This window comes from Pseudomonas sp. ICMP 561 (genome assembly GCF_002699985.1).
Lineage (GTDB): Bacteria > Pseudomonadota > Gammaproteobacteria > Pseudomonadales > Pseudomonadaceae > Aquipseudomonas > Aquipseudomonas quasicaspiana.
Window position 1 is genome coordinate 226526 of the sequence record NZ_LKBT01000056.1, and the last position, 19386, is coordinate 245911.

General features: G+C 58.1%; 14 protein-coding genes, 6 tRNA genes and 1 pseudogene. 15 read left to right on the forward strand and 6 right to left on the reverse strand.

Annotated features, from left to right (window positions below):
* Nucleotides 1-62 precede the first annotated feature (62 nt).
* The 4 genes from xopAW to AO242_RS24885 all read right to left on the reverse strand — a co-directional run bounded on the left by xopAW (nt 63) and on the right by AO242_RS24885 (nt 4493).
* Nucleotides 63-797, reverse strand: coding sequence for a XopAW family type III secretion system calcium-binding effector (gene xopAW / locus AO242_RS24870; protein WP_099270788.1), 735 nt, complete (start codon nt 795-797; stop codon nt 63-65).
* A gap of 115 nt (nt 798-912) precedes the next feature.
* Nucleotides 913-1971 (reverse strand): sensor histidine kinase, encoded by a 1059-nt coding sequence (locus AO242_RS24875; RefSeq protein ID WP_099270789.1) that lies wholly within the window; start codon nt 1969-1971, stop codon nt 913-915.
* Nucleotides 1968-2717 carry a response regulator gene (locus tag AO242_RS24880; RefSeq protein WP_099270865.1) on the reverse strand — a complete coding sequence of 250 codons (750 nt, stop codon included), beginning with the start codon at nt 2715-2717 and terminating at the stop codon, nt 1968-1970. The genes AO242_RS24875 and AO242_RS24880 overlap by 4 nt, the downstream gene beginning before the upstream one ends.
* Nucleotides 2718-3296: 579 nt before the next feature.
* A complete protein-coding gene (locus tag AO242_RS24885; protein WP_099270790.1) occupies nt 3297-4493 on the reverse strand; it encodes an amino acid aminotransferase in 1197 nt (398 codons plus the stop codon).
* A 386-nt stretch (nt 4494-4879) separates the two neighbouring features.
* Here AO242_RS24885 and uvrB point away from each other — a divergent pair, with 386 nt between their 5' ends.
* From uvrB to AO242_RS24940, 11 genes are all read left to right on the forward strand, one after another.
* Nucleotides 4880-6895 carry an excinuclease ABC subunit UvrB gene (gene uvrB / locus AO242_RS24890; protein ID WP_099270791.1) on the forward strand — a complete coding sequence of 672 codons (2016 nt, stop codon included), beginning with the start codon at nt 4880-4882 and terminating at the stop codon, nt 6893-6895.
* A 169-nt stretch (nt 6896-7064) separates the two neighbouring features.
* The gene (gene gltX, locus AO242_RS24895) at nt 7065-8546 is read left to right on the forward strand and encodes a glutamate--tRNA ligase (RefSeq protein ID WP_099270792.1); all 1482 of its coding nucleotides are present in this window, start codon (nt 7065-7067) and stop codon (nt 8544-8546) included.
* A 146-nt stretch (nt 8547-8692) separates the two neighbouring features.
* Nucleotides 8693-8768 (forward strand) — tRNA-Ala (locus tag AO242_RS24900).
* Between the two features lie 90 nt (nt 8769-8858).
* A tRNA-Glu gene (locus tag AO242_RS24905) sits at nt 8859-8934 on the forward strand.
* Between the two features lie 50 nt (nt 8935-8984).
* Nucleotides 8985-9060 (forward strand) — tRNA-Ala (locus AO242_RS24910).
* Between the two features lie 46 nt (nt 9061-9106).
* Nucleotides 9107-9182: transfer RNA gene (locus tag AO242_RS24915), tRNA-Glu, on the forward strand.
* 50 nt (nt 9183-9232) lie between these two features.
* A tRNA-Ala gene (locus tag AO242_RS24920) sits at nt 9233-9308 on the forward strand.
* Nucleotides 9309-9354: 46 nt separating this feature from the next.
* Nucleotides 9355-9430 (forward strand) — tRNA-Glu (locus tag AO242_RS24925).
* A gap of 409 nt (nt 9431-9839) precedes the next feature.
* A complete protein-coding gene (locus tag AO242_RS24930) occupies nt 9840-10301 on the forward strand; it encodes an acyl-CoA thioesterase (RefSeq protein WP_027900864.1) in 462 nt (153 codons plus the stop codon).
* Between the two features lie 29 nt (nt 10302-10330).
* The gene (locus tag AO242_RS24935; RefSeq protein ID WP_099270793.1) at nt 10331-11290 is read left to right on the forward strand and encodes a tRNA dihydrouridine synthase; all 960 of its coding nucleotides are present in this window, start codon (nt 10331-10333) and stop codon (nt 11288-11290) included.
* A 112-nt stretch (nt 11291-11402) separates the two neighbouring features.
* Entirely contained in the window at nt 11403-11846 is a 444-nt protein-coding gene (locus AO242_RS24940; protein WP_027900866.1) for an Hsp20 family protein, read from the forward strand.
* 51 nt (nt 11847-11897) lie between these two features.
* Here AO242_RS24940 and AO242_RS24945 read toward each other — a convergent pair.
* Nucleotides 11898-13994, reverse strand: a pseudogene (locus AO242_RS24945) (putative bifunctional diguanylate cyclase/phosphodiesterase); the annotation flags it as partial.
* A 112-nt stretch (nt 13995-14106) separates the two neighbouring features.
* Nucleotides 14107-14985: a LysR family transcriptional regulator gene (locus AO242_RS24950; protein WP_099270795.1), complete on the reverse strand. Its 879-nt coding sequence runs from the start codon at nt 14983-14985 to the stop codon at nt 14107-14109.
* Between the two features lie 149 nt (nt 14986-15134).
* Here AO242_RS24950 and leuC point away from each other — a divergent pair, with 149 nt between their 5' ends.
* From leuC to leuB, 4 genes are all read left to right on the forward strand, one after another.
* Nucleotides 15135-16559 (forward strand): 3-isopropylmalate dehydratase large subunit, encoded by a 1425-nt coding sequence (gene leuC, locus AO242_RS24955; RefSeq protein ID WP_087274132.1) that lies wholly within the window; start codon nt 15135-15137, stop codon nt 16557-16559.
* Between the two features lie 10 nt (nt 16560-16569).
* Entirely contained in the window at nt 16570-17211 is a 642-nt protein-coding gene (gene leuD, locus AO242_RS24960; RefSeq protein WP_027900869.1) for a 3-isopropylmalate dehydratase small subunit, read from the forward strand.
* A gap of 139 nt (nt 17212-17350) precedes the next feature.
* On the forward strand, nt 17351-18115 hold the full coding sequence (locus AO242_RS24965) for a class I SAM-dependent methyltransferase (RefSeq protein ID WP_099270796.1): 765 nt from the start codon (nt 17351-17353) through the stop codon (nt 18113-18115).
* 65 nt (nt 18116-18180) lie between these two features.
* Nucleotides 18181-19263 (forward strand): 3-isopropylmalate dehydrogenase, encoded by a 1083-nt coding sequence (gene leuB, locus AO242_RS24970; RefSeq protein ID WP_099270797.1) that lies wholly within the window; start codon nt 18181-18183, stop codon nt 19261-19263.
* The last annotated feature ends 123 nt before the right edge of the window (nt 19264-19386 follow it).

The window sequence follows — 19386 nt, forward strand, 5'->3', positions numbered from 1 at the left end:
CGCGGCCAGAAGACGCGCCGCGTCATTGTTTAACGCGAACAAGCCCCCCTCAGGTTTTCACATCAAGCAGCCGTATCGAGATACTTGCCGACCGGCTTGCTGCCACTGGTGTCGTAACGCTCGGTCAGTGCTGCGACCATCCGGCCCAAAGCCTCGGAAGCTTTGTTTTCGGCGGTGGTGCTGCCGTTTGAGGTGGCGGTAAGAGCGCTGGTCAGCTCATCGGCGCTGATACTGCCGTCGCCATCAGCGTCCAGTGAGCTGAACAACTGCTCGCTGGCTTCCAGTGACGAAGCCGGTGGAGCGGGTGGCTGCTGCGGTTGCAGGCTTGCGGTCAATTCGTCAAGGCTGACCGTGCCATCCTTGTTGGTGTCCAGTGCATCAAACACCTGAGCACTGTCGGCGGTGCTGCCCGCGCTGCTCAAGCCTGCGGTCAACTCGTCACTGTTGATTGCGCCGTCGCCGTCGGTGTCCATCGCGCTGAGCAGGTCTTCGGCAACATCGGTCGCAGGCTGGCCGCTTGGTGGAGGCGGCGGGGTGAGGGCTGCCAGTTCGTCGGCGTCGAGGCTGTCATCCTCGTTGGCGTCCAGGCTGCTGAACGCTTCACTCAGCGTGACGGTAATGCCGTCCTTGCTGTCAGAAGACGAGTTTGCAGCGCTCAGCTCGTCTTTGCTGACACTGCCGTCGCCATCGGTGTCCAGTTTAGCCAGCAATTGCTCCTGGAATTTCTTGCTCGCAGCGGTACTCGCGCTGGAGCTGGTGTAGCTCGAATAGCTGTTATTACTAACGGCACTGATCATCAGGCTGACTCCCTCAGGTTGATTGATCCGGTGACGGTGCACCGGCTTGTCAAGCCTCTAGGTGGCAGGTGTCGAGGGTATATGGGTTGTGTATCGGCGTCGTTACGTGGCGCTTTCAGAAGCGCGGCAAGACCAACACGGCGGTCAGGCCGCCACCGGGTGTCTCGGCCAGTGACAAATCGCCGCCCATGCGCCGGGCGGCGTCGCGGGCGATGGTCATGCCCATCCCGACGCCACCGGAGTTGCGATTGCGCGAGCCCTCCAGGCGATAGAAGGGTTCAAACACGGCTTCGTGGTGCTCGGCGCTGATCCCTGGGCCGTGATCAATCACCATGACGCGTACGTGTTGCGGATCATCAATAATTTCGACCCGCGCCTGACCGGCATAACGCAGAGCATTGTCGATCAGGTTATTGATGCACGAGCGCAGGGCCATGGGTTGAGTCTTCAGCGGCAGGCACTGGCCACTGGATTGGACGTCATCGCCATTGTCCTGAGCGTTTTCAGCGAGGGATTCGATCAAGGCCTGCAAATCGAACAACTGCACGATTTCACTGGTGCGTTGCTCATTCAGATAGGTCAGCGTGGCATCGAGCATGCCAATCATGTCGTTCAGATCCTGAGTCATCTGCCCGTGCAGTCTGGGCTCGTCGATTTGCTCGACCCGCAATTTCAGGCGCGAGAGCGGCGTGCGCAGGTCATGGGAGACTGCCGCAAGCATGCGCCCGCGCTGTTGCACCTGCTCGCGGATGCGTTGCTGCATCAGATTGAATGTCTGCGCGGCCTGCCGCGCTTCCAGCGGACCTTTGACTTCCATGGGCGGGCTGTCGAGGTTTTCGCTGAGCCGTTCGGCGGCGTTGCTCAAGTGCTGGATCGGTCTGCTCAACGCCTTGGCGCCGTACCAGGCAGCGATCACCAGGGTAATCAGCTGGAAGATCAGCGGCACGACAGGGCCACGGAAAAACGGTGGTCTGTGGCCAGGCGGCGGACCGTCCTCCGGACGCTGAAAAGCACGCCCCTCGATCTGCTGCCCTGACTCGGACATGGGTGGAGGCGGTGGTGGTGGAAACCCGTAAAACCTGAACCACATGAACGCCAGCAGATGCGCGAGCAAAATAGCAATCAACGCCCCCCCGAACAGGCGGGCGAAGAGGGTGTCAGCGGAGCGGATCAACCAATATCCCTTGCGTCAAACAGGTAACCCTCACCGCGAACGGTCTTGATCAACTGTGGGTTTTTCGGGTCATCCCCGAGCTTCTGGCGCAGACGCGAGACCAGCAGGTCAATGCTGCGATCAAAGGCCTCTATGGAGCGTCCGCGAGCGGCGTCGAGCAGTTGCTCACGGCTCAACACCCGACGCGGGCGTTCCAGAAAAACACGTAACAGGCGGAATTCCGCGTTGGACAGTGGCACCACCAGACCATCCGCGGCGATCAACTGACGCAGCACGCTGTTGAGGCGCCAGGCATCGAAACGTACCGTGGAGCGCTCATCGTTGCGGTCGTCGCGTACGCGGCGCAACACGGTCTGGATGCGGGCGACCAGTTCGCGAGGTTCGAAAGGTTTGGCCATGTAATCGTCGGCACCCAGCTCCAGGCCAATGATCCGGTCGGTGGGTTCGCAGCGGGCGGTGAGCATCAGAATCGGGATGTCCGAGGTGCTGCGCAGCCAGCGGCACAAAGAAAGGCCGTCTTCGCCGGGCAGCATCAAATCGAGGACGATGACGTCGAAGTTTTCTTCTTCCAGCGCCTTACGCATTTCAGTGCCGTCGGTCACGCCCCGGCATTGGATGTTGAAGCGCGCAAGGTAGTCGCAGAGCAGTTCGCGAATCGGTACGTCGTCATCGACGATGAGGGCGCGGGTGTTCCAGCGCGGGTCGCTGCTTTGTGGGGTTTCAGCTGAAGTTTCGGTTGATTGCATGATGCGACCACTGCCTGGTGATGCCGCCATCACTGGCCGCTATTGAAGATCAACGCTGCCCGCCATGCTACTTCGCCGACGGGCGCGGCGAAAGGGTGGCGTGAGGGGGTGTCGGGGGCGTGTCTGGAATGTATCGGGGATGATACAAAGAGTGCCAGTTAACCGGGCTGGATATCTTTTCTCAAAGGAGGACTCAAGGGCTGTTCGCGATTTGATACGTGACCTGTCTGTGGGACTGGATTCATCCGGGAAGGCGGTGTTCCGGATGATAAAGATGCTGTGAATGTCCCGGCCCCTTCGCGAATGAATTCGCTCCCACAGGTTCCACAATCCCGTAGGACCGGCTTTAGCCGGGAGGGCGTCGGTACATTCGCTAAATTTTCTTCGTCAGAAATACCGCTCTCCCGGCTAAAGCCGGTCCTACAAGATCAAGCTTGAAGACAACCATAGAATCTCCCACAGGATATGCGTCAGCCCTCCCGGCTGAAGCCGGTCCTACGGGATACAAATAAAACGGGTACAAATAAAAAAGGGAAGCCAGACCCTCGTCTGCTTCCCTTTTTTCACCACGGTGAAGCTTTAGATCACCTGGATAATCGCCTTGCAGACGGTGTCGATGTTGCTCTGGTTCAGCGCAGCGACGCAGATGCGACCGGTGTCTAGGGCGTAGATGCCGAACTCGTTACGCAGGCGATGCACCTGTTCAGTGGTCAGGCCCGAGTAGGAGAACATGCCGCTCTGACGACCCACGAAGCTGAAATCCTGGCCCGCAGGGTTGTTGGCCAGACGCTCAACCATGGCCTGGCGCATGCTCTTGATACGTACGCGCATCTCGCCTAGCTCTTCTTCCCACTTGGCCCGCAGTTCCGGACTGTTGAGCACCGCAGCAACGATGGTCGCACCATGCGTTGGCGGGTTGGAGTAGTTGGTGCGGATCACGCGCTTGACCTGGGACAGGACGCGAGCGGTCTCTTCTTTGGAGTCGGTGATGATCGACAGCGCGCCGACACGTTCGCCGTACAGCGAGAAGGATTTGGAGAACGAGCTGGAAGCGAAGAAGGTCAGGCCGGATTCAGCGAACAGACGAACTGCAACCGCATCTTCGTCAATGCCGGTACCGAAGCCCTGATACGCCATGTCCAGGAACGGCACGTGGCCTTTGCTCTTGACCACTTCAAGGACTTTTTTCCAGTCGTCCAGCGTCAGGTCCACGCCGGTCGGGTTGTGGCAGCAAGCGTGCAGCACGACGATCGAGCCGGAGGGCAGATTCTGCAGGTCTTCCAGCATGCCGGAACGGTTCACGTCATGGCTGGTCGCATCATAGTAGCGATAGTTCTGTACCGGGAAACCGGCAGTTTCAAACAGGGCGCGGTGGTTTTCCCAACTTGGATCGCTGATGGCCACGACGGCATCAGGACGCAGTTGCTTAAGGAAGTCAGCACCGATTTTCAGTGCGCCGGTGCCACCAACAGCCTGAGTGGTCAGGACGCGGCCGGAAGCGATCAGCGGCGAATCAGCGCCCAGCAGCAGTTTTTGTACGGCCAGGTCGTACGCCGCGATGCCGTCGATCGGCAGGTAGCCACGAGGAGCGTGTTGAGCCACGCGAATATTCTCTGCTTCGGCAACGGCGCGCAGAAGGGGGATTCGGCCTTCTTCGTTGCAATAGACGCCCACGCCAAGGTTGACCTTGGTGGTGCGGGTATCGGCGTTGAATGCTTCGTTGAGGCCCAGGATTGGATCGCGTGGTGCCATTTCGACAGCGGAGAACAGGCTCATTGTTGTGGCGGCTCTGTGTGAGGGGTGAGGGGAAACCCGCTCTGAACCGAATGCGCCAGAGCGGTGCACAATCGGGGAGTCAGTATAGAGAGCATCGCCGACCGGGGCGACAGTCGGTGACGGGTTTTTCCGGGTTTTTTGCAGTCGTTTGTCGACCTCTGGTCATATTGCAACCGGCATCCTGTAATGGGGCGCAGCAATAGATGTCGATTCAGCAGGTTGAAAGTCGTGGGTTGAAAGCTGGCGATGGCGACTCCATCTGTAGTCTCATCACTTCATATTCTGTACGACTGATCCGCTAGCGGGTCAGACGCACGCCGTTCTTTGGTTTTCGCGCTGTGGCTTGCGTGAGCCTGTATGCGCGTAAACCACCAAAGAGGTACGTCATGTCCGAGTTTCAGCTCGTAACCCGTTTTGAGCCTGCTGGTGATCAGCCAGAGGCTATTCGCCAACTGGTCGAAGGGATCGATGCCGGCCTGGCGCACCAGACCCTGCTGGGGGTGACCGGCTCAGGCAAGACATTCAGCATCGCCAATGTCATCTCGCAGGTGCAGCGCCCCACGTTGGTGCTCGCGCCGAACAAGACCCTGGCCGCGCAGTTGTACGGTGAGTTCAAGGCATTTTTCCCGAACAACGCCGTTGAGTATTTCGTCTCTTATTACGATTACTACCAGCCTGAGGCCTATGTGCCGTCGTCGGACACCTTCATCGAGAAGGATGCGTCGATCAACGACCACATTGAACAGATGCGTCTGTCTGCAACCAAGGCGCTGCTGGAGCGCAAGGACGCCATCATCGTCACCACGGTGTCGTGCATTTATGGTCTGGGCAGTCCGGAAACCTATCTGCGCATGGTCTTGCACGTGGATCGGGGCGACAAACTCGATCAGCGCGCCTTGTTGCGTCGTCTGGCTGACCTGCAATACACCCGCAATGACATGGATTTCGCCCGGGCCACGTTCCGGGTGCGCGGTGATGTGATCGATATCTACCCGGCCGAGTCGGATCTGGAGGCGATTCGCATCGAGCTGTTCGACGACGAGGTAGAAAGCATTTCCTCGTTCGATCCGCTGACTGGCGAGGTGATCCGCAAGCTGCCACGCTTTACCTTCTACCCCAAGAGCCACTACGTCACACCTCGGGAAACCCTGGTCGAAGCGATGGAGGGCATCAAGGTTGAGTTGCAGGAGCGTCTTGAGTACCTGCGCACCAACAACAAGCTGGTTGAAGCTCAGCGCCTTGAGCAGCGGACCCGTTTCGACCTGGAAATGATCCTGGAGCTGGGTTACTGCAACGGCATTGAAAACTACTCGCGCTACCTGTCAGGACGCCCTTCCGGCGCGCCGCCGCCGACGTTATACGACTACCTGCCAGCGGATGCGCTGCTGGTCATCGACGAATCCCACGTCAGCGTGCCGCAGGTCGGTGCCATGTACAAAGGCGACCGCTCCCGTAAGGAAACCCTGGTGGAGTATGGCTTCCGTCTGCCGTCGGCACTGGATAACCGGCCGATGCGGTTTGACGAGTGGGAAGCGGTCAGTCCGCAGACCATCTTTGTTTCGGCGACACCTGGTAACTACGAGGCTGAACACGCGGGTCGTATCGTCGAGCAGGTTGTGCGGCCAACCGGTCTGGTAGACCCACAAATCGAGATTCGTCCGGCGCTGACTCAGGTGGATGACTTACTCTCGGAAATCACCAAGCGCGTGGCACTGGAAGAGCGGGTGCTGGTCACCACGCTGACCAAGCGCATGTCCGAAGACCTGACTGATTACCTGGCCGACCACGGCGTGCGGGTGCGTTATCTGCACTCGGACATCGACACGGTGGAGCGCGTGGAGATTATTCGCGACCTGCGGCTAGGGACTTTCGACGTGCTGGTGGGGATCAACCTGCTGCGCGAAGGCCTGGATATGCCGGAGGTTTCGCTGGTGGCGATTCTCGATGCGGACAAGGAAGGCTTTTTGCGTTCCGAGCGCTCGTTGATCCAGACCATTGGTCGTGCGGCCCGTAACCTCAATGGGCGGGCGATTCTCTATGCGGACCGCATCACCGGCTCCATGGAGCGTGCGATTGGCGAAACCGAGCGCCGTCGTGACAAGCAGATCGCCTTCAACCTGGCCAATGGCATTACGCCAAAAGGCGTGTTTAAGGATGTTGCCGACATCATGGAAGGCGCCACCGTGCCGGGCTCGCGCAGCAAGAAGCGCAAAGGCATGGCCAAGGCAGCGGAAGAAAGCGCCAAGTACGAAAACGAATTGCGCTCACCGAGCGAGATCACCAAGCGTATTCGTCAACTGGAAGAAAAGATGTACCAGTTGGCCCGCGACCTGGAGTTCGAAGCTGCGGCGCAGATGCGCGACGAAATCGGCAAGCTGCGTGAGCGGTTGCTCACGGTTTGATGACTTGCCTGTTGGAGCGAGGCTTGCCCGCGAAGAGGTGGACGCGGGACGACTGGTACACCGCGTTATCGTTTATCGTCGGAATGCCGCCCAGAGCAAGCTCAGCTCCCACAGTATCCTCGGCCCCTGTTAATATTCACGGCTTGTTTGACCTATTTCGGGATTTTTCATGACCACCGTTCGTACCCGCATCGCGCCTTCGCCTACCGGCGACCCTCACGTTGGCACGGCCTACATAGCGCTTTTCAACTACTGCTTCGCCAAGCAGCATGGCGGTGAGTTCATCCTGCGCATCGAAGATACCGATCAACTGCGTTCGACCCGCGAGTCGGAGCAGCAGATTTTCGACGCGTTGCGCTGGTTGGGTATCGAGTGGAGCGAAGGTCCGGATGTCGGCGGTCCGCACGGTCCGTATCGGCAGAGCGAGCGGGGCGATATTTATCAGAAGTACGCTCAGCAACTGGTTGAGCTGGGTCATGCTTTCCCGTGTTTCTGCACCGCTGAAGAGCTGGATCAGATGCGTGCCGAGCAAACCGCTCGTGGCGAAACGCCGCGCTATGACGGCCGTGCGTTGCTGCTCCCCAAGGAAGAAGTCGCGCGTCGTCTGGCGGCGGGCGAGCCTCATGTGATCCGCATGAAAGTGCCGACCGAGGGCGTTTGCGTCGTGCCGGACATGCTGCGCGGTGAAGTCGAAATCCCGTGGGACCGCATGGACATGCAAGTCCTGATGAAGACCGACGGTCTGCCGACTTACTTTCTGGCCAACGTCGTCGACGATCACCTGATGGGCATCACTCACGTGCTGCGCGGCGAAGAATGGCTGCCATCGGCGCCCAAGCTGATCCTGCTTTACGAATACTTCGGCTGGGACAAGCCTCAGTTGTGTTACATGCCGCTGCTGCGTAACCCTGACAAGAGCAAGTTGTCCAAGCGCAAGAACCCGACCTCTGTCACGTTCTACGAGCGCATGGGTTTCATGCCTGAGGCGATGCTCAACTACCTGGGGCGCATGGGCTGGTCGATGCCTGACGAGCGCGAGAAGTTCTCTCTGGAAGAAATGGTTGAGCACTTTGATCTGTCGCGGGTTTCTCTGGGCGGTCCGATTTTCGACATCGAGAAGCTGTCATGGCTCAACGGCCAGTGGCTGCGTGAACTTCCGGTGGAAGAGTTCGCGTCGCGCCTGCAGCACTGGGCGCTGAACCCTGAATACATGATGAAGATCGCACCGCACGTGCAGGGCAGGGTGGAGACCTTCAGTCAGGTCGCACCACTTGCCAGTTTCTTCTTCGCCGGTGGCGTGACGCCGGACGTCAAACTGTTCGAGCACAAGAAACTGTCTGCAGATCAGGTGCGTCAGGTCATGCAGTTGATTCTGTGGAAACTGGAGTCCCTGCGTCAGTGGGAAAAAGACCGGATCATGGGCTGCATCCAGGCTGTCGTCGAGCATCTGGAGCTCAAGCTGCGTGATGCCATGCCGTTGATGTTTGCCGCGATCACCGGGCAGGCCAATTCCGTCTCGGTGACTGACGCGATGGAAATCCTGGGCCCGGATCTGACCCGCTTCCGCTTGCGTCAGGCGCTTGATCTGCTGGGTGGCGTCTCGAAGAAAGAAAACAAGGAATGGGAAAAGCTTCTGGGCGCTATTGCCTGAAGCAATGCCCGTGCCTGTCAGTCCCCCGGTTTTCCGGGGGCTGAATGGTAAGTGGTTGTATTACCGACAAAAAACTTTCGAAATTGTAAAAAATAAATTTGACAGCTCTGCGACTCACGCTTAACATGCGCCCCGTCCACTGATGTGGGGCTTTAGCTCAGCTGGGAGAGCGCCTGCATGGCATGCAGGAGGTCAGCGGTTCGATCCCGCTAAGCTCCACCAAATTTAGAGTTTCAAAGCTCGGCTACACTGCTTTGAAATGATGCAAAAATGACCGGATCCAGCGCCGATCATCAGCATCAAGAAGGTTCAGTCCCCTTCGTCTAGTGGCCTAGGACACCGCCCTTTCACGGCGGTAACAGGGGTTCGAGTCCCCTAGGGGACGCCATTTTAAAATGCATCATGTGAAAGTGATGTGAGCCGCGAGGCGATAAATCCGGGGCTTTAGCTCAGCTGGGAGAGCGCCTGCATGGCATGCAGGAGGTCAGCGGTTCGATCCCGCTAAGCTCCACCAATTTTGCCAGGGTTTGCTAACAAGCGAATCTGCTCGAAGGTTTTGCGTCCCCTTCGTCTAGTGGCCTAGGACACCGCCCTTTCACGGCGGTAACAGGGGTTCGAGTCCCCTAGGGGACGCCATTTTAAAATGCATCATGTGAAAGTGATGTGAGCCGCGAGGCGATAAATCCGGGGCTTTAGCTCAGCTGGGAGAGCGCCTGCATGGCATGCAGGAGGTCAGCGGTTCGATCCCGCTAAGCTCCACCAATTTTGCCAGGGTTTGCTAACAAGCGAATCTGCTCGAAGGTTTTGCGTCCCCTTCGTCTAGTGGCCTAGGACACCGCCCTTTCACGGCGGTAACAGGGGTTCGAGTCCCCTAGGGGACGCCACGATTTCTCGCTCTGCGAGACCAAGGGTCATTCGATTATTGAATGGCCCTTTTGTTTTTCTGGCGTTTGATAAAACGCATCCTCCCTCCTGATGCTCCCCCGTTCCCTCATTCCTCAGTATGAGCTCACGAGCACCGCGCTGTCGCGCAGCAAACGGGGCCCTGTAGGAGCGCGCTTGCCCGCGATAGCGTCAGTACAGACGCTTACCCGTCAACTGACAGATCGCTTCGCGGGCAAGCGCGCTCCTACAGGTGAAAAAGCATTCCAATCAGAGGGTTAAACGACGTCGGCCAGGCCGATACTCCGCTGTCACAGTCTCGGGGTGCTACGCGCCAGTAGCATTCGCCCACTCTCTTCGTCGCTTTGGTTACACTCACTCGCACCTACAACCAGCAACGCAGGAGCAAGCATGGTCTGGGATTTGACAACGCCTTTTGTGATCGACCTCAATGTGGCAGCAGACGATATAGACGGGCTGGGGCACGCCAATAACGCGGTGTACGTCACCTGGCTGGAGCGCTGCGCCTGGCGTCATTCGCAGCAGTTAGGGCTGGACCTGAGTGAGTATCGTCGTCTGGATCGGGCCATGGCGGTGGTTCGGCATGAGATCGATTACTTGGCCAGCGCCTATCAGGACGATGAACTGGAGTTGGCAACCTGGATTGTCGATTGGGACAAACGCTTGAAAATGACTCGACGTTTTCAGCTACGCCGCCCCCGTGATGGCATGACGTTGTTGCGCGCTCAGACCACTTTTGTCTGCATCGAACTGTCCAGCGGCAAGCCTAAACGCATGCCTTTAGAGTTTATCGAGGGGTATGGCGTCGCCATTGCAGATCCCCTGGTTTCCAATCCCGCCAGCGCGCCGTAAACTGCCGGACTTTTTTTCGAGTGTGACCCATGCAAATTGCTCTGGCGCCCATGGAGGGACTGGTTGACGACATCCTGCGCGATGCGCTGACAAAAGTCGGCGGGATCGACTGGTGCGTGACCGAATTCATCCGGGTGTCCGAGCGATTGATGCCGGCTCATTACTTCTACAAGTACGCGTCCGAGTTTCACAAAGGCGCCAAGACCGACGCGGGTACGCCGCTGCGCTTGCAACTGCTGGGCTCTGATCCGGTTTGTCTGGCGGAGAACGCTGCGTTTGCCTGTGAACTGGGCGCGCCGGTACTGGATCTCAACTTCGGTTGCCCGGCCAAAACCGTCAATCGCTCCCGTGGCGGTGCGATTCTGCTCAAAGAGCCTGAGCTGCTGCATTCGATCCTGAGTCAGGTGCGCAGGGCGGTGCCGAAGCACATTCCGGTCACTGCGAAAATGCGCCTGGGTTACGAAAACACTGACGGCGCGCTGGATTGCGCCCGTGCGCTGGCGGACGGAGGGGCCGAGCAGATTGTCGTGCATGCCCGTACCAAGGTCGACGGCTACAAGCCGCCTGCCCACTGGGAATGGATTGCCCGGATTCAGGAGGTGGTCAAGGTGCCGGTGGTCGCCAACGGGGAAATCTGGACCGTGGATGACTGGCGTCGCTGCCGGGAAATCTGCGGCGCTCGGGACATCATGATCGGTCGCGGGCTGGTAGCGCGGCCTGATCTGGCCCGACAGATTGCCGCCGCGCAGAAAGGTGAAGAGGTTGTGCCGATGACCTGGGCTGAGTTGCAGCCCATGCTGCGGACCTTCTGGTTGCAGTGTCTGGACAAAATGACCCTGATTCAAGCGCCTGGCCGACTCAAGCAGTGGCTGGTGCTATTGACCAAAAGCTACCCTGAAGCGACGCAGATGTTTGATGCATTACGCCGTGAAACGGACTGTCAGCGGATCAGTGTTTTGCTCGGTGTCAGTGCCGACGAACGGTCATAAAAAATCTGAAAATAAACTCTTGAAAAGCTTTTGGGCGACCCTAGTTTGGGGATTACGCGATGCCGAATTCGGGTCGCGGATTAAACCACTCGCTGTTTACAGGAGATTTATCATGACTACTGCATTTTCTCTGGCCCCTCTGTTCCGTAGCTCTGTGGGCTTTGATCGTTTCAATGACCTGTTCGAAGCTGCTGCCCGCAATGAGTCCGCTGGCGGCTATCCTCCTTACAACGTCGAGAAGCATGCGGATGACCAATACCGCATCGTAATCGCGGCCGCAGGTTTCGTTGAAGAAGACCTTGAGCTTCAGGTCGAGAAGGGCGTGCTGACTGTTTCGGGCGGCAAGCGTGAAAATACTGCTGAGGGCGTGACCTACCTGCATCAGGGTATCGCTCAGCGGGCTTTCAAATTGTCGTTCCGGTTGGCTGATCACATCGAAGTGCAGAACGCTGGCTTGTCCAACGGCTTGCTGAACATTGATCTGCTGCGTCTGGTGCCTGAAGAGGCCAAAGCCAAACGCATCCCGATCAACGCGCAGAAAGTCCTGAACAGCTGATTGTTCAGTTGCCAGCAAAAGAAGGCGCCTTTATGGCGCCTTCTTTCGTTTCTAAGCATCCAACTGACTTTCGAACAACATCTCGGGCTGTTTCAAGCGTTTTTCGAATGCGCTCAGGGTCAGCGGTTCGCTGAACAGATAGCCCTGATATAAACGACATCCCAATTGCTCAAGAAACTCCAGCTGCAGCGGTTGCTCGACACCTTCGGCGATCACCGTCAGGTTCAGGCTCTGGGCCATCGCCACGATTGCTCGAATGATTTCCGCGTCATTGGGGTCAGTGGTTGCGTCGCGGATGAACGACTGGTCAATTTTCAGCGCATCTACGGGCAGACGTTTGAGGTAGGTCAGGGATGAATAGCCGGTGCCGAAATCATCCATGGCAAAGCTGACCCCGAGCTTTTTCAGCTCATGCATCTTGGCAATGGTTTCGTCCAGATTCTGAATGACGATGCCTTCAGTAATCTCCAGCTTGAGCAGGTTGCTCGGCAGGCTGTTGATGCGAAGACAGCGTTTGACTCGATCAACGAAGTCGGACTGCCGGAATTGGCGGGGGCTGATGTTGACGCACAGACTGAAGTGCCGGACGTCGACCAGTTTGTCACGCAGCAGTTTGCTTGCCGTCCGGCAGGCTTCCTCAAGAATCCAGGCGCCCACCTCCAGAATCATTCCGCTCTCTTCCAGTATCTGGATGAACTGGTTGGGAGGCAGGTTCCCGGTTTCGGGGTGCTCCCAGCGCAACAGGGCCTCCGCGCCAATGATGCGGTTGAGGCGAGTGTCCACTTGAGGTTGATAACAGAGGCTGAACTCGCCGCGTGGCAGTGCCATGCGCAGATCATTCTCCATGCGCAGGCGTTCACTGGCCGCTTTTTGCATCGAATCATGAAACAGTTGTGTGGCATTGCGGCCCGAATCCTTCGCCCGGTACAGCGCGATATCGGCACGTTTGAGCAGGTCGGCGCTGGTCAGACCGTGGTCGGGGATCAGTGCGATACCGATACTCGGTGTGATTTGCAGACGTTGATTGTCCAGAAACATCGGCTGGGCGAGCAGGGCGCGGAGCATGTCGGCCAGTTCCAGCACCTGATCAGTGACATCGTTGCGGCTGCCTTCCAGTCCACTGATCAGTACCACGAACTCATCGCCGCCCAGTCGCGCCACTGTGTCTTCCATGCGCACGCTGGCTTCAAGCCGGGCGGTAACAATCTTCAGCACGCTGTCACCTACCGGATGGCCCAGCGAATCATTGATGTGCTTGAAGTGATCCAGGTCCATGAACAGCAGAGCGCCACGCAGATTGTGGCGTTGCAGCAGGATTATTTGCTGACTTAACCGGTCCATGAGCAATGCCCGGTTGGGCAGATTGGTCAGGGAGTCGTGATAGGCCAGGTGCTGAACCTGCTCCTGGGCGCTCTTCAGCTCGCTGATATCCCGCGCATTCATCAGCAAGCATTCGACATCGTTGAGGGTAATGGTTTCGACCGACACTTCAGCGGTGACGTGGGAGCCGTTCTTGTGACAGCCGGTCATTTCCCGGTGATGCACCCGGCCATTTTCTTCCAGATCGCGAATCAACTGCTCACGTTGTTCAATGTGAGCCCAGATGCCCAGCTCCGCGACGGTACGGCCGAGCACTTCGTCAGGGGTAAACCCCATCAATCGGCAAAAGCCTCCGTTGACCTCCAGGTAACGGCCACTGATGCGCTCGGTGATGGTGATTGCGTCAGGACTGGAGTGGAATGCTTTGGCGAACTTCTCTTCGCTGGCCTTCAGGGCGCGTTCGGCACGCAGGTGCGCGCTGTTGTCCATGAAGGTGCTGAGCAGATAAAGCTGGCGCTCCAGTTCGATTTTCAATGCGCTGAAAGTGCCTTCAACCAGTCGGCCATCTCGTGCGCGCAATCGCACATCCAGCCTGACGGGCTCGTCTTGGGTCATGACGCGTCTGACCAGGCTGTTGCGGTGTTCGGAATCGTCCCATAACCCCAGCTCGACACCCGTCCGACCAATGGTTTCGGCAGCGGACCAGCCGAGCATTGTTTCGAACTGGCGATTGACCTCGCAGATCACTCCGCTGTCGATGGTGGACAGGATCACCACGTTGGGGCTGAGGTTGTAGAGCGTTGCAAAACGCTTTTCGGATTCGCTCAGCGCCGCGGCATGGCCGGAGGACTGAAAGGTGTTGCTATCTGCAAGTTCTGGCATGGGATCACGCGCCTGTAAGTAATAAAGGCAGTAATACGATCTTTAGCATCAGGAGCTTTCAGCATTGGCCAGCCTGGGCATCTAGCAGCGCCATGAATGCCCGGGCCGCATTGGACAACGTACGCTCCGTGTGAAGTATGTAGCCTAGCTGACGACTGAGCTGTATGCCCGGTAATGGAATACGCGCCACCTGTTCATCGAGCATAGTCCGTGGCAGCACGCTCCATGCGAGGCCGATGGAGACCATCATTTTGATGGTTTCCAGATAGTTGGTGCTCATGGCGATATCCGGCTTGAGCCCTTGGGCTTCGCACAGTCCGCTGACGATGTGATGGGTAAACGTGTTGTTGCCGGGAAATACCGCCGGATAGCCGACGACGTCCTGCAAACTCACCGGGCCGCTGTTGGCCAGTGGGTGTTCAGGAGCTGCAACGAAGTCCAGCGGGTCATCCCAGACTGACACGGCCTTGATCAGCGTGTGAGGATCCGGGGCCAGAGTGATGACTGCCAGCTCAGCGCGGCCATGAAGGATTTCCTCGTAGGCGACCTCTGAATCCAGGAACTGAATGTCCAGCGCGACTTCAGGATAACGTCGGGTGAACTCCCGGAGCAGCGAGGGCAGACGGTGCAGGCCGATGTGATGACTGGTTGCCAAAGTCAGACGGCCGGTCACTTCACCCGTCAGATTGGTCAGTGCACGCCGGGTATCGTCCAGCACATTCAGAATCTGATAAGCCCTGGGCAGCAAGGCTCTACCAGCCTCGGTCAGGCTGACTTCCCGGCCCAGCCGGTCAAACAGCCGCACGTTCAACTGCTGCTCCAGCCCGGCTATGCGCTTGCTGATAGCGGGCTGGGTCAAGTGCAGGTGTTCACCTGCTCCGGAAAAGCTGCCGGTTTCCGCGATAGCAATAAAAGCGTTGAGGTTAGCCAGATCCATCTCAGATTCCAGTTGGTTATCCAAAGCATAAAAATTATGAATTTGAGTTATTTAAGCATATTCCATAGCATTACCTCACAAGCCAAAGGGTCATCGGTCGATCACCCAGGGCATAGAAAGACAGAAACGCGCTGATGAGGAACCATCCGATGGCCGGCAAAACGTTGTACGACAAGCTCTGGGATTCGCACGAAGTAAAGAAGCGTGACGATGGCTCGTCGCTGATTTACATCGATCGTCACATCATCCATGAAGTGACTTCGCCACAGGCCTTTGAAGGTCTGCGTCTGGCGGGCCGCAAGCCATGGCGCATCGACGCCAACATTGCGACCCCCGACCACAACGTACCGACCACTCCGGAACGTAAAGGCGGTATCGAAGCCATTGCCGATCAGGTGTCGCGTCTTCAGGTGCAGACCCTCGACGACAACTGCGACGAGTACGGCATTACCGAATTCAAAATGAACGACGTGCGTCAGGGCATCGTTCACGTGATCAGCCCGGAGCAGGGCGCGACACTGCCGGGCATGACCGTGGTCTGTGGCGACTCTCATACCTCCACTCATGGCGCATTCGGTGCGCTGGCCCACGGTATCGGCACTTCCGAGGTTGAGCATGTGCTCGCCACTCAGTGCCTGGTGGCCAAGAAAATGAAAAACATGCTGGTTTCCGTCGAGGGCAAATTGCCCGTCGGCGTGACAGCCAAAGACATTGTGCTGGCGGTGATCGGCAAGATCGGCACCGCAGGCGGCAACGGCCATGCGATGGAGTTTGCGGGCAGCGCGATCCGCGATCTGTCGGTTGAAGGCCGTATGACCATCTGCAACATGTCCATCGAGGCGGGCGCTCGCGTCGGTCTGGTGGCTACCGATGAAAAGACCATTGCCTATGTGAAGGGGCGTCCTTTCGCACCTAAAGGCGAGCAGTGGGATTTGGCAGTAGAAGCCTGGAAAGACCTGGTTTCCGATGCCGACGCGCACTTTGATACCGTGGTCAAACTCGACGCCGCGCAGATCAAACCACAAGTCAGCTGGGGCACTTCTCCGGAGATGGTGCTGGCCGTTGATCAGAACGTTCCGGATCCGGCTCAGGAAGCTGACCTGGTCAAGCGTGGCTCTATTGAGCGTGCCTTGAAGTACATGGGCCTCAAAGCCAATCAGGCCATCACCGACATCCAGCTGGATCGCGTATTCATTGGTTCCTGCACCAACTCGCGTATCGAGGACTTGCGTGCTGCGGCTGAAATCGCCAAAGGTCGCAAGGTGGCTTCGACTATCAAGCAGGCGATCGTTGTGCCGGGCTCGGGGCTGGTCAAGGCGCAGGCGGAAAGCGAAGGTCTGGACAAGATCTTTCTTGAGGCCGGTTTCGAATGGCGTGAGCCAGGGTGCTCGATGTGTCTTGCAATGAACCCGGACCGCCTGGAAAGTGGCGAGCATTGTGCGTCCACCTCCAACCGCAACTTCGAAGGTCGTCAGGGTGCCGGTGGTCGTACTCATCTGGTCAGCCCGGCGATGGCCGCAGCCGCAGCGGTCAACGGTCGTTTCATTGATGTTCGCGAACTGATTCAGCACTAAGGAGCCCAGCATGAAAGCCTTTACTCAGCACACCGGCCTTGTCGCTCCTCTGGATCGTGCCAACGTCGATACCGATCAGATCATTCCCAAGCAGTTTCTCAAGTCGATCAAGCGCACCGGCTTTGGTCCGAACCTGTTCGACGAATGGCGTTATCTGGACGTCGGGCAACCGTATCAGGACAACTCCAAGCGGCCGTTGAACCCTGACTTCGTACTCAACGATGCTCGCTATCAAGGTGCGAGCGTGTTGCTGGCCCGGGAAAACTTCGGCTGCGGCTCAAGCCGTGAGCACGCTCCGTGGGCACTGGACGAGTACGGTTTCTGCGCGATCATCGCCCCCAGCTATGCCGATATCTTCTTCAACAACAGCTTCAAGAACGGCTTGCTGCCGATCATTCTCGACGAAGCTGAAGTTGATGAACTGTTCAAGCAGGTTGAAGCCAACGAAGGTTACCAGTTGACCGTCGACCTGGCGGCCCAGACGGTCACTCGTCCGGATGGCAAGGTATACAGCTTTGAAGTCGATGCGTTTCGCAAGCACTGCCTGCTGGAAGGTCTGGATGACATCGGTCTGACCCTGGTGGATGGCGAAGCGATTGCCAGTTTCGAAGCGAAGCACCGCGCCAGCCAGCCGTGGTTGTTCCGCGGTTAACGCAGAACCCTGTTGGAGCGAGGCTTGCCCGCGAATTGATTTATCAGGCGACATAATGTTCGCCTGATCCAATGCCTTCGCGGGCAAGCCTCGCTCCAACGGAGAATATCGTTCCCTCGCCATTATCCTTGGAGGATTCATGACCAACTCCGCCCACACTCAAGTCGTACAACGTCAATTCGGTGAGCAGGCCTCCGCCTATCTGAGCAGTGCCGTGCACGCCCAAGGCACCGAATTTGCGCTGCTACAGGCGGAAGTGGCGGGGCGTAGTGATGCGCGGGTACTGGATCTGGGATGTGGCGCGGGGCATGTGAGCTTCAATGTCGCTTCGGCAGTCGGCGAAGTGGTAGCGTACGACCTTTCGCAGCAGATGCTCGATGTCGTGGCCGCTGCAGCGCAGGAACGTGGGCTGACGAATGTCAGTACTGTGTGCGGCGCTGCGGAAAGCCTGCCATTTGCGGATGGCGAGTTCGACTTCGTGTTCAGTCGCTATTCGGCTCACCACTGGAGCGATCTGGCGCCAGCCCTGCGTGAAGTGCGCAGAGTGTTGAAGCCGGGAGGCGTTGCCGCTTTTATCGACGTTATGTCTCCAGGCAGCCCGTTACTGGATACCTACCTGCAAAGCGTGGAAGTGCTGCGTGATACCAGCCACGTACGCGACTATTCCGCCGCCGAGTGGCTGCGGCAGGTCAGCGAGGCAGGCCTGTTCACCCGCAGCCACAGTCGTCAGCGTCTGCACCTTGAGTACAACTCCTGGGTAGAACGCATGCGTACCCCGCAAGCCTTTCGGGTCGCGATCCGGGAGTTGCAGCAGGCGATGGGCGCGGAAGTGCGCGAATATTTCGAGATTACCGCTGACGGCTCGTTCAGCACCGATGTGCTGGTGTTATGGGCCGAACGCTAGTTTTTCCCGTTCAGTAGACGAAGAGGCGCTGACCGACAGCGCCGTTACAAAAAATTGAGGATGTTATGAGCAAGCAGATTCTGATTCTCCCTGGCGACGGTATTGGTCCGGAAATCATGACCGAAGCGGTCAAGGTGCTGGAACTGGCCAACGAGAAGTATCAACTGGGCTTCGAACTCAGCCATGACGTGATCGGCGGCGCTGCGATCGACAAGCATGGCGTGCCACTGGCTGACGAAACACTGGCGCGTGCCCGCGCAGCTGACGCGGTATTGCTGGGTGCTGTGGGCGGCCCGAAATGGGACGCCATTGAGCGTGATATCCGCCCAGAGCGCGGCCTGCTGAAAATCCGTGCGCAACTGGGTCTGTTCGGCAACCTGCGTCCGGCCATCCTCTATCCACAGCTGGCTGATGCTTCCAGCCTCAAGCCTGAAATCGTTGCCGGTCTGGACATCCTCATCGTCCGTGAGCTGACGGGCGGTATCTATTTCGGTGCACCGCGTGGCAGCCAGACCCTGGAAAACGGCGAACGTCAGGCCTATGACACGCTGCCGTACAGCGAGAGCGAAATCCGCCGCATCGCTCGCGTCGGTTTCGACATGGCACGTGTACGTGGCAAGAAGCTGTGCTCGGTAGACAAGGCCAACGTTCTGGCCTCCAGCCAACTGTGGCGTGAAGTGGTCGAGGAAGTCGCCAAGGATTACCCGGACGTCGAACTGAGCCACATGTACGTCGACAACGCCGCCATGCAGCTGGTGCGTGCGCCGAAGCAGTTTGATGTGATCGTCACCGATAATATGTTCGGCGACATTCTGTCCGACGAAGCGTCGATGCTCACCGGCTCCATCGGCATGCTGCCGTCGGCCTCGCTGGATGCCAATAACAAGGGCATGTATGAGCCTTGCCATGGCTCGGCACCTGACATCGCGGGCAAAGGCATTGCCAACCCGCTGGCGACGATCCTTTCCGTGTCGATGATGCTGCGTTACAGCTTCAATCTGACCGACGCTGCCGATGCCATTGAAAAGGCCGTGAGCCTGGTTCTGGACCAAGGCTTGCGCACTGGCGACATCTGGTCGGCGGGCAATGCGAAGGTCGGCACGCAGGAAATGGGCGACGCTGTAGTCGCCGCGCTGCGCAATCTGTAATATCTTCGGCCCGCTTCATTATCGGCCATAGTAAAAACGTAGCGAGCGAAGGCAAGACAAGGCAAAAACAGGCGAGGACGCGGAGTTTAGTGCTTCTTAAATGAGCAGTCCGAGCCTGTTTTT

Bases quoted from the DNA above. Each gene is read 5' to 3' on its own strand.
- AO242_RS24935 (WP_099270793.1), top strand. From the start codon at position 10,331: ATGCAAATTGCTCTGGCGCCCATGGAGGGACTGGTTGACGACATCCTG.
- AO242_RS24880 (WP_099270865.1), bottom strand. From the start codon at position 2,717: ATGCAATCAACCGAAACTTCAGCTGAAACCCCACAAAGCAGCGACCCG.
- leuD (WP_027900869.1), top strand. From the start codon at position 16,570: ATGAAAGCCTTTACTCAGCACACCGGCCTTGTCGCTCCTCTGGATCGT.
- AO242_RS24930 (WP_027900864.1), top strand. From the start codon at position 9,840: ATGGTCTGGGATTTGACAACGCCTTTTGTGATCGACCTCAATGTGGCA.
- leuB (WP_099270797.1), top strand. From the start codon at position 18,181: ATGAGCAAGCAGATTCTGATTCTCCCTGGCGACGGTATTGGTCCGGAA.
- AO242_RS24940 (WP_027900866.1), top strand. From the start codon at position 11,403: ATGACTACTGCATTTTCTCTGGCCCCTCTGTTCCGTAGCTCTGTGGGC.
- AO242_RS24965 (WP_099270796.1), top strand. From the start codon at position 17,351: ATGACCAACTCCGCCCACACTCAAGTCGTACAACGTCAATTCGGTGAG.
- leuC (WP_087274132.1), top strand. From the start codon at position 15,135: ATGGCCGGCAAAACGTTGTACGACAAGCTCTGGGATTCGCACGAAGTA.
- gltX (WP_099270792.1), top strand. From the start codon at position 7,065: ATGACCACCGTTCGTACCCGCATCGCGCCTTCGCCTACCGGCGACCCT.
- uvrB (WP_099270791.1), top strand. From the start codon at position 4,880: ATGTCCGAGTTTCAGCTCGTAACCCGTTTTGAGCCTGCTGGTGATCAG.
- AO242_RS24950 (WP_099270795.1), bottom strand. From the start codon at position 14,985: ATGGATCTGGCTAACCTCAACGCTTTTATTGCTATCGCGGAAACCGGC.
- xopAW (WP_099270788.1), bottom strand. From the start codon at position 797: ATGATCAGTGCCGTTAGTAATAACAGCTATTCGAGCTACACCAGCTCC.
- AO242_RS24885 (WP_099270790.1), bottom strand. From the start codon at position 4,493: ATGAGCCTGTTCTCCGCTGTCGAAATGGCACCACGCGATCCAATCCTG.